The sequence below is a fragment of the Nostoc sp. JL23 genome (assembly GCF_017115065.1).
Lineage (GTDB): Bacteria > Cyanobacteriota > Cyanobacteriia > Cyanobacteriales > Nostocaceae > Nostoc > Nostoc punctiforme_A.
Genome location: NZ_JABXKN010000038.1, coordinates 1 through 14735, shown reverse-complemented (window position 1 = coordinate 14735; position 14735 = coordinate 1). Strand labels below are relative to the sequence as shown.

Annotated in this window: 8 protein-coding genes; 6 read left to right on the top strand and 2 right to left on the bottom strand. The window is 42.7% G+C overall.

Annotated features, from left to right (window positions below; genetic code table 11):
• Together HWQ42_RS07980 and HWQ42_RS07975 are read left to right on the top strand one after the other, a co-directional pair.
• Positions 1–3948 (top strand): filamentous hemagglutinin N-terminal domain-containing protein, encoded by a 3948-nt coding sequence (locus HWQ42_RS07980; RefSeq protein ID WP_292810818.1) that lies wholly within the window; start codon positions 1–3, stop codon positions 3946–3948.
• Positions 3914–6538: a CHAT domain-containing protein gene (locus HWQ42_RS07975; protein ID WP_292810816.1), complete on the top strand. Its 2625-nt coding sequence runs from the start codon at positions 3914–3916 to the stop codon at positions 6536–6538. Before HWQ42_RS07980 ends, HWQ42_RS07975 begins: the two co-directional genes overlap by 35 nt.
• A gap of 39 nt (positions 6539–6577) precedes the next feature.
• On the opposite strand, the gene HWQ42_RS07970 is transcribed toward HWQ42_RS07975, so the two are convergent.
• The gene (locus HWQ42_RS07970; RefSeq protein WP_292810814.1) at positions 6578–7417 is read right to left on the bottom strand and encodes a DUF928 domain-containing protein; all 840 of its coding nucleotides are present in this window, start codon (positions 7415–7417) and stop codon (positions 6578–6580) included.
• Positions 7418–7477: 60 nt separating this feature from the next.
• Positions 7478–9646, bottom strand: a complete 2169-nt coding sequence (locus tag HWQ42_RS07965; protein WP_292810811.1) for a PAS domain S-box protein — start codon at positions 9644–9646, stop codon at positions 7478–7480.
• Positions 9647–10300: 654 nt separating this feature from the next.
• Between HWQ42_RS07965 and HWQ42_RS07960 the strand changes: the two genes are divergently transcribed.
• The 4 genes from HWQ42_RS07960 to HWQ42_RS07945 all read left to right on the top strand — a co-directional run bounded on the left by HWQ42_RS07960 (position 10301) and on the right by HWQ42_RS07945 (position 14600).
• Complete coding sequence (locus HWQ42_RS07960) at positions 10301–11644, top strand: adenylosuccinate synthase (protein ID WP_292810809.1); 1344 nt, start codon at positions 10301–10303, stop codon at positions 11642–11644.
• A 91-nt stretch (positions 11645–11735) separates the two neighbouring features.
• Entirely contained in the window at positions 11736–12341 is a 606-nt protein-coding gene (locus HWQ42_RS07955) for a 50S ribosomal protein L25/general stress protein Ctc (RefSeq protein WP_292737108.1), read from the top strand.
• Between the two features lie 100 nt (positions 12342–12441).
• Complete coding sequence (locus HWQ42_RS07950) at positions 12442–13971, top strand: AAA family ATPase (RefSeq protein WP_292810807.1); 1530 nt, start codon at positions 12442–12444, stop codon at positions 13969–13971.
• A 122-nt stretch (positions 13972–14093) separates the two neighbouring features.
• Positions 14094–14600: a hypothetical protein gene (locus HWQ42_RS07945; RefSeq protein WP_292810805.1), complete on the top strand. Its 507-nt coding sequence runs from the start codon at positions 14094–14096 to the stop codon at positions 14598–14600.
• The last annotated feature ends 135 nt before the right edge of the window (positions 14601–14735 follow it).

Sequence of the window (14735 nt, the reverse complement as noted above, 5' to 3'; positions counted from 1 at the left end):
ATGTCTTTTAAAACTGCGCCAAACTGGTTACAAGGTCTAGGAATTGCCATTGTCAGTGCAGTTACCTTATATGCAAATATCTCAGTTGCCCAAATCACCCCAGACGGCACTCTGCCAAATAATTCCAATGTGAAATTAGAGGGCAATACCAGGATTATTGAGGGTGGAACCATAAGAGGGGGTAATCTGTTCCACAGCTTTGGGGAGTTCTCTGTTCTTAATGGCAGTACTGCTTTGTTCAATAATTCACTGGATATTCAGAACATCCTGACACGAGTAACAGGTAAGTCAATTTCTAATATAGATGGCTTAATTCGTGCTAACGGTAAAGCAAACTTATTCCTACTTAATCCCAATGGGATTATTTTTGGACAAAATGCCCGATTAGATATTGGTGGCTCATTTTCCGCAACTACAGCAAGCAGTCTCAAGTTTACTAATGGCAGTACTTTCAGTGCTACTAATCCCCAATCACCGCCGTTACTGACGGTAAATATTACACCTGGATTGCAATATGGAGCAAGTCAGCCAGGGGCGACTGTTACCAACACCGGAAATTTAGCACCTCTGCAAGACTTAACATTAGTAGCTGACAAACTTGATTTGCAGGGACAGCTAAAAGCAGGCAGAGATTTAACACTGCAAGCACAAGATACTGTGAAAGTGCGAGACAGTGTGAAGACTCCGTTTTTAGCTCAAGCAGGTGGTAATCTCACAATTGGGGGAAATCAAGGAATTGACATTTTAGCCCTTAATCATCCAACGCGGACATCATTTGTAAGTGGAAGCGATTTCAGCTTAATCAGTGATGGAATTATTTCTGGCGATGCTCGTTTTGCCAGTGGTGGAAATTTTTTGCTCAAGAGTGTATCGGGGGGACTGGCAAACTTTGTGAGCCTTTATGACCCGATTATTAGTAGCAATGGCGACGTGGATGTTGCAGCTAACTATACAGGGGCATCGTTGTTAGTTGAAAGCAAGGGTAATATTCGCTTTCAGGGTGATATAGATATTACTAGACCGGATACTAGTATCTTACCTGTTGGACAAGATACTGCAACTTTAAGCGAGAGTTCGGCGTTAATTATGCGTTCTAGGCAGAATACTCTAGCTTATGGGAGTATCAATTCTGGTTCAGTACCTGCGTTTAGTAGTGGAACTGTGCCAGAGGGAATCACGATAGATGGAAATGTGCGCTTACAGCCATTTAATGGGGCTGGTGGGTTAGTTAGCTTAACGACAGCATCCGGGGATGTGAGTACTAAAGAAATTACAACTAATGGGGGCGCGATCGCAATTAATAGTGCTGAGGCAATAAAAACCAATGGACAAAACTTGGTTACACGTAATGGCGCGAATAATGCAGGTGACATTAGCTTAAAAGCTACCAACGGCAACATTACTACTAATATATTGTTCTCTTACTCACGTTCTGATTCTGGCAATACAGCAAATGGAGGCAACATCAGCCTTGAAGCTACTAATGGCAGCATTACCACTGCTGGTTTATTCTCCTACTCATACTCTGAATCTGGCAGTACAAGAAATGGAGGTGAGATCGCCCTCTTGGCTGCCAATGACATTATCACTAGGAATTTTTCTTCTGGTTCCCGTTCCAATTCTTCTGGTAGTGCGGGAAATGGAGGGAAAATTAGCCTTAAAACAACCAATGGTACAATCCGTACCCGTGATTTAGTATCTGAGTCTTACTCTACCAATTCTGGCAGTAGGGGAAATGGAGGTGCGATCGCATTCACTACTAATGGCAACATTACCACGGGCAGTATGAACTCAGAAGTTAGGGGTACTGGCAATAGCGGAGACATTAATATAACTGCTGACTCACTCTTTTTAACTGATGCTAGACTATCAACCAGCACCTTTGGACAAGGGAATGGGGGTACAGTCAATATTACTGCCAGCGATACAGTTTCCTTGAAGAATACAACTTCGGTTATGAGTAACGTAGGAAGCACAGCCATAGGTAAGGGTGGTGACATCAACATTACCACTGGATCGCTTTCTATCCAAGGAAACAGTCTAGTGACTTCCAGTACAAATGGAAAAGGAGATGCAGGTAGCATTAATATTATTGCCCGCAATACAGTTTCCTTGAATAGATCTGCGGTTGTGAGTGACGTAAGAAGCACAGCCATAGGTAAGGGTGGTGACATCAACATTACCACTGGATCGCTTTCTATCCAAGGAAACAGTCTAGTGACTTCCAGTACAAATGGAACAGGAGATGCAGGTAGTATTAACATTATTGCCCGCAATACAGTTTCCTTGGAGGATCAGGACGTAGATCAATACTTCACTGGATTAAGTAGCGTTGCGGGAAATGGATCTGTAGGCAAAGGTGGTAACATTTATATTCAAGCTGAACATCTCTCCATAAAGAATAATGCGGCAATCAATGCAGATGTAGAACCAACCGCACAAGGAAATGGGGGAAATATCAATTTAGATATCAAAGATACCATCTTATTTACTACAGACGAGACTTACAAGAAAAAAGGGGAATTAGCCCGAATTACTTTAGGTGTGCAACCAGAGGGCATAGGTTCAGGTGGAACCCTTATAATCAAAGCAGGTTCTTTAGTACTAAGAAACAGCGGTATAATTAAAGCCAGCACTCAAGGACAGGGAAACGCTGGAAATATTGAGGTTAATGCTGACGTTGTTGATATCTCAGGCAGCGTTCCCACCAGTGGCTTACCCAGTGGGTTACTCACTAGTACCAACACAGCTGGCAAGGCAGGCGACATTATTATTGATACTCAGACATTCCGAATTGCAGATGGAGCGGCTTTAAGCGCCCGCACCAAAGGGGATGGACAAGGTGGCAGTATCACGGTGAATGCCACTAAAACTTTTGAAGCAATTAATGGTGGACAATTGGTGTCCACAACTTCTGGTAAGGGACAAGCAGGCAATATCTTTGTCAATGCCACAGATCGGTTAACGATCTCTGGGACAGATATAAATTATAGCGATCGCATTGCTAAATTTCCCAACAACAATCAACTTGTTGCTAACGACATCAAAGAAGGCGCTGCCAGTGGTCTAATTGTTAATAGTACTGGGTTAGCAAATGCAGGCAACATTCAAGCCACAGCAGGCTTTATCCTTTTGGACAACCAAGGAAGAATTACGGCTGAATCTGCATCAGCAGGTAATGGTGGCAATATTACACTGAATGTTGGGAAATTACTGCTGCTGCGCCGTGGCAATAGTAGTCAAATCTCCACTACTGTCGGCACTGCAAGTGCTAGTGGCGATGGCGGTAACATCACTATCAACGCCCCTAATGGTTTCCTAATCGCTGTCCCCAGAGAAAACAGCGACATCACAGCCAATGCCTTCGAGGGCCGAGGGGGTAATATCAACATTAAAGCGCGAAACGTCCTTGGCATACGGCGCCAAGAACAACAAACCCTGCAAAGTGACATCACTGCAAGTTCTGAATTGGGAATAAATGGCAATATAGAAATCACTACACCTGATATTGATCCCACTCGCGGCTTAGTCGAACTCCCAATTAATCTAGTTGATGCTTCCAGGCAAATTTCCACCGCCTGCACACCTGGAACTCGGCAATTCCAAAACACATTTGTCGCAACAGGACGCGGTGGACTACCCATGAGTCCCACTGAACCATTACAAGATTCAAGTACTGTGTCTGCGTGGGTGAGATTAAAACCAAACGCAGAAAAGGCAAACACAACGCCTGTACCACAACCAACAGCAGTTTCAACTACTCCCATTGCTGCTACAATTCCAATTGTGGAAGCTTCTGGCTGGGTAATCGATCGCAAGGGAAACATAGAATTAGTAGCACTTCCTCAACTCAACCCCCACAGCCCTTGGCAAACACCTGCTTCCTGTCCTGTATCTCAGGGAGGTGTGAAATATGGCAAAATTTCAGATGCCAAAGCGAGTAATTAGATTTGCGATAACTCCCGTAGTCCTATTTACCCTTGCTGTTTTCCTGACTATTATCCCTAGCACATTCGCTAAACAAATCCAGACAAATTCACCAAACGGGTTTCACATCCAAACCAATAAACCCCCAGCCACAACACCACAGCAACTTCTTGAGCAAGGAGAAACACTTTACCAAGCTGGACGCTTTACCGAAGCGGTAAATGTTCTACAACAAGCTGTCCGTACCTATCAACGAGAAAGCAATAACCTCGCACAAGCCGCAGCGCTGACTAACCTCTCTCTTGTATACCAACAACTCGGCTCGTGGAAAGAAGCTTATGCAACTATTGACAATAGCTTAAATTTGCTTGGCTGGGATGAGATAAATCAAAAGTTAAATGTCAACAATCCTAAATCTGAATTGTTAGAAATTCTTGCACAAACTCTAAATATTCAGGGCGAATTGCAACTAGCAGACGGACAAACTGATGCATCTGTGAAAACATCACAACAAGCAGAGCAAATCTGGAAGAAATTAGGTGAAAATGCTGGTATAACGCGCAGCCGTGTTAACCAAGCACAAGCTCTACGAGTTGCTGGTTTTTACCGTCGTAGCTTAGATATATTGAATGAAGTATCCCAACAATTAAGTTCCCAACCTGACTCACCTGTAAAAGTAACAGCTTTGCGATCGCTTGGCAATGTCTTACAACAATTAGGCGAACTTGAGTTATCCCAGAAAAACTTACAACAAAGCTTAGAAATCGCTCAACGTCTGCAACTGCCTCTAGAAATTAGTTTGACAGAATTTAGCCTCGGTAATACTGCTAGGTCATTAAGTAATATTAAAGGTGCGATCGCTCATTATGAAAATGCTGCCAAAATTGCACCAAACCCTCTGGCCAAGGTTCAAGCTCTGATTAATCAGCTGAGTTTGCTGGTCGAAAACGAACGTATCACTGAAGCAAAGTCATTAATACCCACAATCCAATCTCAATTCCCTAATCTGCCTACCAATCAAGCTGGTATTTATGCACGGATCAATTTTGCTCAGACTTTGGCCACAATTGGTAACAAAAAAGATATTGCAGAGATTCTGGCAACTAGCGTTCAACAAGCCAAAATCATCGGCGATGAACGTGCCCAATCTTATGCACTAGGGAGCTTGGGAGAAGTTTACGAGCAGAACCAACAATTGCAAGAAGCACAAGATTTGACGCAGCAAGCGTTGTTTATGGCTCAGAAAATTGATGCCTCAGATATAGCTTATCGCTTTGAGTGGCAGTTAGGACGCTTACTCAAAGCACAGGGAAATATCCCAGCCGCCATATCTGCTTATGATGCTGCTGTAACAACTCTTCAGTCTCTTCGCAGCGATTTAGTTGGAGTTAATCGAGAGGTACAGTTCAATTTTCGCGATCGCATAGAACCTCTTTATCGGCAATCTGTAGAGTTGCTTTTACAAGAGAAAGGACAAGGAAAACCAGATTTAGATAAAGCACGTCAGCGAATGGAAGCCTTGCAAGTTGCAGAACTCGACAATTTTTTCCGAGAAGCTTGCTTGAGCAACCAATTTGTGGTTTTGGACAAAGTAGTAGACCGCGACAACCCGAATACTGCTATTTTCTACCCGATTATCCTAGATAACTATTTAGAAATTATTATCAAACTTCCCAATAAACCATTGATGCATAAGACTTCTAGAGTCAACCGTCAGCAAGTAGAGCAAGTCATTACAAAAATACGAGAAACAATAGTCGAACCCGATGCTAATCAGAAATTTAAAGCAGTTTCTCAACAACTTTATAACTGGTTAATTAAACCAGTTGAAACAGACCTTAAAAATAGTAAAGTTAATACTCTAGTCTTTATTCCAGATGGGTTGCTGCGAAATATCCCGATGTCTGCATTATATGATGGCAGAGAGTATTTAGTCCAAAAATACTCTGTAGTTATTAGCCCCGGACTGCAACTATTTACTCCCAAACCTCTAGGACAGAAAAAATTAAATGCCCTTGCTGGAGGACTATCGCAACCACCCAAAAATGAAAAGTTTGCACCACTTCCCAACGTTAAAGTTGAACTGAAATTAATTCAGGAATCAGGCGTATCGACAACTACATTATTGGATAAAAATTTTACCAGTACGACTTTAGGAAAAACTATCAACGCTCAACCTTTTAAAGTTGTTCACTTGGCAACTCACGGGCAATTTAGCTCTAAAGCAAAAGACACTTTTATCTTAGCAGCTGATGGACGTATCAATGTGAGTGAATTAGATAGTTTGCTCAAAAGTAGAGAGCAAAAATTAACAGAACCAGTTGAATTACTTGTTTTGAGTGCTTGCGAAACAGCAGCAGGAGATGACCGAGCTGCATTGGGATTAGCAGGAGTTGCCCTGCGTGCTGGTGCGCGGAGTACTTTAGCCTCCCTATGGCAAATTGGCGATAACTCTACAGCTTTATTTATTGAGGAATTTTATCACCAGTTAGTGACTGGTAAAACTACGGCAGAAGCTTTACGCTTTGCTCAATTAAAATTACTTGAAGCTCCTGAATATAACCGTCCGATGTACTGGGCACCCTACGTTATAGTTGGTAATTGGTTGTAAAAATCTAGGTTTATAGATACTTTACTGGATATGAAATTATTAACGGGTTGGTAATTTTCTTAAGGACATCGTAGCAATATTATCTAAATTGATTGATTGTAATAAGCTTTGCCAATCTTTTTCAATATATGCATCATTAGAATTAGAAATGCGTATTTGGGCTAGCATATTTAAAGCGTCAAACCAAATTCCTTTTTCAGCATAAATTATAATTTTTTGTCGAGGCTCATTTGCGGCTTCTAATTGTTGCATAACACGCTCATCCAAATTGATTCTTTTAATGTCCCCTTCTACATATACAGGAATGCTTGCTGTCTCTTGGTTACAACGTACTTTGAAATACCAGCGATATGTCTTATCTACTTCTAATGAAGCAGTACTAGGGAGAGAAATACCAATGATACTTGGCTCTGAAGGTAGAGCGATCGCATTTCTATAAACATCATTTTCGGCGCTATCCTGTAAGCTAAATTCAGCACTTGAGTTAGACAAATCCTTAGTGTAGGGGATGTAAAACCAAAACGTAGGCCGTTCTAAAGTGGTTAGTCCCTGTACAGTCCCGACAATTGAATTGTTTGTCTGTTTACCAACCTTTTGTTCCTCTTGAAATGGTACTAAAGCAGTGAGCGGGGTTGAAACCGCAGGGCAATTATCTCGACTACCCATTCCTGCTCTACGCCCAGATACAGGACTTAATGGAGCAGGTGCTTTTGGCAAAATAAAAACTGGTCGAGAAGTAGGTTGTTGAGGTACAACAGGTGTTTTAACTGGTTGTGCAGGCTGTTTATTAGTAACTGGTTGTTTAGTTTGATCTATTACTTGTGGTGAATATTGGGTAGTGCTGCTCAAAATCAGAGCAGTTGTTAAGATCCATTTCATTGACTTAACAGGTACGATTTTTGCTTGTTGCTATCGTCATCATAAAGGTTGTAGGTATATTTAGCTATCTTTTATAACTGATTCCAATTGTTGAGGCAGCGAATGTGTGTCTCTAGATGTTGAGGCAGGCAAGTAGACTGTAAATTGAGTACCTCTGCCCATTTGACTGTAAACATTGGCAAAACCACCGTGATTTTTAATGATACCCAACGCCGTAGAAAGTCCTAAACCTGTACCTTTGCCTACCTCTTTGGTGGTGAAAAATGGTTCAAAAATCCGTTGCTGGACTTCTGACGACATCCCCATACCAGTATCCGTCACCACGATCGCAATATAAGAACCCACTTTCGCATCAATATTTATCTGGGCAGAATGTTCGCCAATCACCAGATTTTCCGCCGCAATCCTGAGAATACCGCCATTGGGCATAGCGTCGCGGGCGTTGATTACCAAGTTTATCAATACCTGATGTAGTTGAGTTATGTCTCCACGAACGTACCAGAGATTTTTAGGGATATCTATCTGGCAACTAATGGATTTGGGGAATGTTTGAGCGATAATTTGCTCAATCTCTGCCATCAAAGGCTGAATTTGTACAATTGTCCGTTTGCTTTCAATACCCCGTGCAAAAGATAACACTTGTTTAAGCAAATTAGCGCCGCGTTTGACATTATTTTCTAAAGTTTGCAGTATTTGCTGACTCTGGGAATCGGGCAATTTCTTCTGCAACAGTTGAACTGACATTAAAATTGGCGATAGTATGTTGTTGAGGTCGTGAGCAATACCGCCAGCTAGAGTGCCGATACTCTCCAAACGTTGCGATCGCAGAAGTTGAGCTTCTAGTTGTTTCTGCTGAGTAATCTCAGTGTTCACACTCAAAATGGATTTGGGTTGTTCATTATCATCTCGGATCAGTGTCCACCGACTTTCAACAATAATTACTTTGCCTTCCCTTGTCAGTTGATGCAACTCACCCCGCCACTCACCTGTATTCATCACCCTTAAGTAAGCATCTTCTAGCTGTGGTGAAATCTCTTTATATAAAAGTTGTAAAACATTCTTACCCACAGCTTCCTCAGCCTTCCAGCCGTATAAACTCTGGGCACCTTTATTCCAAAATAGGATTTGGTTGTGGATATTTCGCACCAGAATTGCATCAGTTGACACATCCAATAGCGCCGCTTGTTCACGAATTTTCTGTTCTGCCTGTTTTTGCTGGGTTATATCTCGCGTCACTGCTAAATGGATGAACGTGCCATCAGATTCGTTACGTAGTGGTACGGCATGAGTTTCTATGTAGCGGCGAGTGCCTTTAAATCCCACGATTTCAAACTCCAAAGTACCCTTGTTACCTTGGCAGACACTTTCATGCAAGTCGGCAAAGGCTGCTTTGTACTCTGGCGCAACCACAGTATCAACTGGTTTACCAATCAAGATATCAGCACTTTCCACTTCCATCATTGCCACCCCTTCTGCATTAATTTCTAAAAGGGTGCCATCCCTGGTAATTAACTGGATGCATTCTGGTTCTGCATCTATCATGGCTCGTAAACGATTTTCGCTTTGGCGTAGGGCCAATTCTGTCTGCTGAAGTTGCCTGATATAACGCCACAACAAATCATACAGCAGCGCCACCAGCACCAAATCCACAATCGCAGCGATAAAAAATGTCACCATTGCCTTTTGGGAATTTGCTTGTGACTGCTGCATTTCCTGCTGTAATAAATTTTTCTCCGCTTTCAAAGAGTCGTTAATCAGTTGTTGAATCTCTTTGCCAACTTGCTTGTCATTATCAGATAAGATTTGCTGCCGAACTGCTTCTAATCCCTGGTTTCTTCTGAGGTAAATTTCTTGTTGGAGAATATTGAGTCTCTTGGTAATTTTCGGCTCTAGTAAAGCAATCCACTGCTGCTTTTGACGGTTATTAACAGTTAAATTCTTGAAAATCTGAATATTGCTATTTGTTTGTTGATCGGCTGCAAGATAAGTTTGTAAATCATCTACATCTGCTGTAATTAAGTAACTACGTTGTGCAGTTTCAGTATCTTTGAGTGTAGATTGGATACTTTCAATTTGGGTAATAACTTTATAGGAGTATGTTAGCCATTGCTGGTTGTGAATCAGCTTCACAGTGTTGCTATACGAAACTACAGCATTAGTAAATACAACTGCTAATGCTAGGACGAATATTGCTTTCAGCTTTTGGACTCGATACCATTTTTTGCTCATGCGATCGCCCCTTCTGCCGCAGATGCCCTCCATCAGTTAAGATTAAGGATTAAAAACAAATACTGAGAATATTTTAAGGATTTTGATAACACGGGTAGCAAAATACAATCTGTTATAGTTGTAAATATCTGGATTTTTAAGGATGATGATTTATACATGATACTCACAAAGAAATCCGCTAAATTTTAATATAAATTCATTTTGAGCCGTAGTATCGCCTATACAATTCGGATCGGGTAATTTGCCTATCCATAATATTTGCAGAGAAGTTGCAATGCAACGTCTCTGATTAGGAATTTTAATTAACCCCACACTATCCGTAAATCCAAAACAAAACCAGGTAATATATTTTCTCCAGACAAGCTAGTACCGCAAGGCGGAAGTCAAAAGGAGCCAGTGCGTTGGGCGGCGAGCCACTCTTGTTGCAACTGGCGTTCAAAAGTTAAAAAGCTTAGAAGACAGGCTTTTGAACGATTTGAAATAGTTGCTTTATTTACGCCGTGCTGTACTAGTGGGAGACTCCAATACTTCTTTTGGTTGTCCTTGTGTATATTTCGACGCGACGTGTTTTTTGATCGATAATTAGCTTGACATGATTCAAGCAATGTGTTAATAATAATAGTTTGTGGAAACTTTACTTCTTAATATAAGCTCTTGGCTAACGTCATTGTCATAGGTGCCCAATGGGGCGATGAAGGAAAAGGTAAAATAACTGACTTACTCAGCCGTTCCGCAGATGTTGTGGTGCGTTACCAAGGGGGTGTCAATGCTGGACACACGATTGTAGTTAAAGGTCAGACCTTTAAACTACACTTGATTCCCTCTGGGATTTTGTATCCAAATACCGATTGCATTATCGGCTGTGGAACAGTCATCGATCCACAGATTTTGATCGCAGAACTCGACCAACTAAAAGAGTTAAATATTTCCACTGACCACCTGCTGATATCTGAGACAGCCCACGTAACAATGCCTTATCATCGATTGATTGACCAGGCATCTGAAGAACGACGGGGAAGCCATAAGATCGGCACAACAGGTCGGGGCATTGGGCCGACTTATGCTGACAAATCTGAACGTACAGGTATTCGGGTTTTAGACTTGATGGACCCTGATGGGCTGCGCGAGCAGCTGGAGTGGACGATTAATTATAAAAACGTCATTTTAGAAAAGCTTTACAACTTGCCGCCTCTAGATCCACAAGAGGTGATTGAGCAGTATTTGGGGTATGCAGAACGCTTGCGGCCTCACGTTGTTGATACATCGTTGAAAATATCCGATGCGATTCAACGACGGCGTAATATTTTGTTTGAAGGCGCACAAGGTACGCTCCTAGACTTAGATCACGGAACTTATCCTTATGTTACCTCCTCTAACCCTGTCGCGGGTGGAGCTTGTGTTGGTACTGGGGTAGGGCCGACAATGATTGACCGGGTAATTGGGGTGTCAAAAGCCTATACAACCCGTGTCGGAGAGGGGCCATTTCCCACCGAATTAGATGGCGAGTTGGGAGAATTATTGTGCGATCGCGGTGCCGAATTTGGCACAACCACCGGACGCAAACGGCGCTGTGGCTGGTTTGATGCCGTCATCGGTCGCTATGCCGTGCGGATTAACGGTATGGATTGTATGGCGCTCACCAAACTGGATGTTCTTGATGAATTAGAGTCAATCCAAGTTTGTGTTGCTTATGACATAGATGGTCAACGTAGCGAACACTTCCCCACAAGTTCTCGTCTATTTGCTAGATGTCGCCCCATCTACAAAACCTTGCCAGGGTGGCAAGTGTCAACAACTCACTGCCGCACCCTAGAAGACTTGCCACAACGAGCATTGGATTATCTCAAATTCTTAGCCGAATTGATGGAAGTCCCGATCGCGATCGTCTCACTAGGAGCCAGCCGCGATCAAACCATAATCGTAGAAGACCCAATTCACGGGCCCAAACGCGCTTTATTGCACCCTGACGGGACACCTGCTACCCTACTTAGTGCGTAAATTTAGTCATTTGTCATTTGTCATTAGTCATTAGCAAATGATTAATGACAGAGGACAAAGGACAACTGACAACTGACAAAGGACAACTTTTATGGCTATTACAGTCGAATCTCAAAAACGTCCAGAAGGCAGCAAGCCAAGAGCTTTGCGCCGCGCTGGATTGATACCTGCCAATTTGTATGGTCATAAGGGTACAGAATCCATTTCTTTGACCATTGAAGCCAAAACTGTTGAGCGTTTGCTCAAAAGAGCTTCCGTCAACAACACCTTGATTGAGTTGAATATTGCTGATGCACCTTGGCGCGGTAAAACCTTGCTGCGGGAACTTCAGATCCATCCAGCCAAAGGTACGCCTTATCACCTCAGCTTTTTCGCGGTTGCTGGCCACGGTGACACCACTGTAGAAGTACGGCTGCGTTTTGTCGGAACTGCTGTTGGTGTTAAACAAGAGGGTGGCGTGTTAGACACCGTAATCTCGGAATTACAAGTGAGTTGTGCGCCAGAAAACATCCCAGATGTGATCGAAATCGATGTTTCTAATCTGCAAATTGGAGACAGCTTGAGTATTAGTGATATAGCCTTTCCTGAAGGTGTAACACCTCTAGCTGAATCAGAACGACTTGTTGTGAGCGTTTTGCCACCACAAATTAGCGCTGAAGATGCTGGGATAGAAACTGAAACTGAAGCAGCTCCTTAGGCTAGGTAAACTGTGTAATAATTTTTGATGATATCCAGGGGGGAACTCCTGGTTTTTTTGTATTTGAACCGCAGAGGCGCAGAGAGCGCAGAGGACAGAGATGACAGAAGCCACTCTTCCAGCTTTAATTCAGCAAATGTTGCAGCCGGGATTTTATCCCCATCCGGTAACAGAACCTATTCAACTAATTCAAACCCACGTTTCTTATGTGCTGTTAACTGGGGATTACGCTTATAAGCTGAAAAAACCTGTGAATTTTGGCTTTTTGGACTTTTCTACCTTAGATAAGCGGCAGCATTTTTGTCAGGAAGAGTTACGGTTAAATCAGCGGGGTGCTGGTGAATTGTATTTAGAAGTTTTGCCCATAACTCTGGTGGGAGAGCAATACCAGTTAGGGGAAACGGCCGAGGCTGTAGAATATGTGTTGAAGATGCGCCAATTTCCTCAAGAGTCGCTATTAAGCACACTTTTTGAAGCAGGTAAGTTAAATGAGACGCGTCTAGATGAGTTAGGACGGGTTGTGGCTCAATACCATGCCAAAGCACAGACGAATGATTACATTCGCACTTTTGGCGAAGTGCCAAATGTTCGGGCTGCTTTTGATGAGAATTATCAGCAAACTGAGAAGTATATTGGTGGCCCTCAGACTCAGGCGCAATTTACAGAAACCAAGCAATATACAGATAACTTTTTTGCTGAACGTCCAGAATTATTTGCTAGCAGAATTCACAACGACTATATTCGTGAATGTCACGGGGATTTACACCTAAGAAATATTGCCCTGTGGCACGATAAAATCTTATTGTTCGATTGCATTGAATTTAATGAGCCGTTTCGCTTTGTCGATGTGATGTACGATGTGGCGTTTACGGTGATGGATTTGGAAGCTCGTCAGCGTAAAGACTTAGGTAATGCATTTTTGAATGCCTATATAGAGCAAACTGGAGACTGGGAAGGCTTACAGGTGTTGCCCTTATATTTAAGTCGTCAGGCTTATGTTCGGGCGAAGGTGACATCATTTTTGCTAGACGATCCGAGTGTACCTGCGACGGTAAAGGAAGAAGCGACAAAAACCGCCGCTGATTATTACAAACAGGCTTGGGAATACACTAAACCAAACTTGGGACAACTAATTTTGATGTCGGGGTTGTCGGGTTCTGGTAAAAGTACCACAGCCAGGTCTTTAGCCCGTCAACACGGAGCGATTCACCTGCGTTCAGATGCAGTGCGGAAGCATTTAGGGGGAATTCCTTTGTGGGAACGGGGTGGCGATGATTTGTATACTCCTGAGATGACCGAGAAAACTTACACACGGCTGTTGGAATTGGGAATTATCCTGGCTAAACAAGGTTCTTCGGTGATTTTGGATGCCAAGTATGATAAACAACAGTTACGGCAAGAAGCGATCGCCCAAGCTACAAAACATCAACTTCCCCTTCAGATTATCCAATGCACAGCACCGTTGGAAGTTCTAAAAGAGCGTTTGAACAATCGCACTGGTGATATTGCTGATGCCACCGCCGATTTATTAGCCTCACAAATCAAACATGCTGAACCTTTTACTGAAGAGGAACAACCTTATGTAAAGATTTGGGATACAACTCAGCCACAACAGGCACAATTAAAATAATTCGTAATGACGCTCGCGGACTCGCTACCGCTGCGCTAACGTAATTCGTAATTCGTAATTGAGTTGAAAATTAACAATTACGAATTAGTAATTAGTAATTAGTTAAATAAGTTTTTTATTTTATGGCAGACAAAAAGAACGACCTTTTCAGTATTTCTCCCAGCTTCTTGTCTCAACTATTATTTGGGGCATTTTTAACATTTATATTAATAATGACTGGCTCCGCACCAGCCCTGAGTATCTTCTTAGGAATCATGGGCGGTTTCATCTTAAGCTGGATCACCAATGTAACTGATAATAGCCCCCAGGCTTCATCTGTCGCCTCATCTGATGGTGTCGATACAGGATTGAAATACTGGTTATTTTTCATGCTGGGCTTTGTATATTTGGGCTATCCCGCACCCACAAGTATCTTACTAGGTGGATTAGGGGCTTTAGCTGGAGGCTGGATTACTGCTTGGTGGGGAAGTAAGGAAGAAACTAGAAGTCAGTTGCAAGTTGAAGAATCAGAAGAGACGGAAGTTGAACCAACGAATGAAAGGATCAACAAACGGCAAATCAGAAAAGCCGGTCGTCGTTACCGTCGCGCTCCTGGAAGTAGTTTCAATTTCAAGTTTTGGGAAAGGTAGTAATTTGGGAATAGCGCATTGGGCATTGGGCATTGGGCATTGAAAAGAGGCAGAGGGGCGGGGGCAGGGGGGAAAAACTTACTGCAACTTCTCCTCTGCTCCCTGCTCCCCTGCTTCCATGATTCTTCCCCACTC

Excerpts from the sequence above, each read along its gene's own strand:
- HWQ42_RS07955 (WP_292737108.1), top strand. The coding sequence starts at position 11,736 with ATGGCTATTACAGTCGAATCTCAAAAACGTCCAGAAGGCAGCAAGCCA.
- HWQ42_RS07975 (WP_292810816.1), top strand. The coding sequence starts at position 3,914 with ATGGCAAAATTTCAGATGCCAAAGCGAGTAATTAGATTTGCGATAACT.
- HWQ42_RS07980 (WP_292810818.1), top strand. The coding sequence starts at position 1 with ATGTCTTTTAAAACTGCGCCAAACTGGTTACAAGGTCTAGGAATTGCC.
- HWQ42_RS07965 (WP_292810811.1), bottom strand. The coding sequence starts at position 9,646 with ATGAGCAAAAAATGGTATCGAGTCCAAAAGCTGAAAGCAATATTCGTC.
- HWQ42_RS07950 (WP_292810807.1), top strand. The coding sequence starts at position 12,442 with ATGACAGAAGCCACTCTTCCAGCTTTAATTCAGCAAATGTTGCAGCCG.
- HWQ42_RS07970 (WP_292810814.1), bottom strand. The coding sequence starts at position 7,417 with ATGAAATGGATCTTAACAACTGCTCTGATTTTGAGCAGCACTACCCAA.
- HWQ42_RS07945 (WP_292810805.1), top strand. The coding sequence starts at position 14,094 with ATGGCAGACAAAAAGAACGACCTTTTCAGTATTTCTCCCAGCTTCTTG.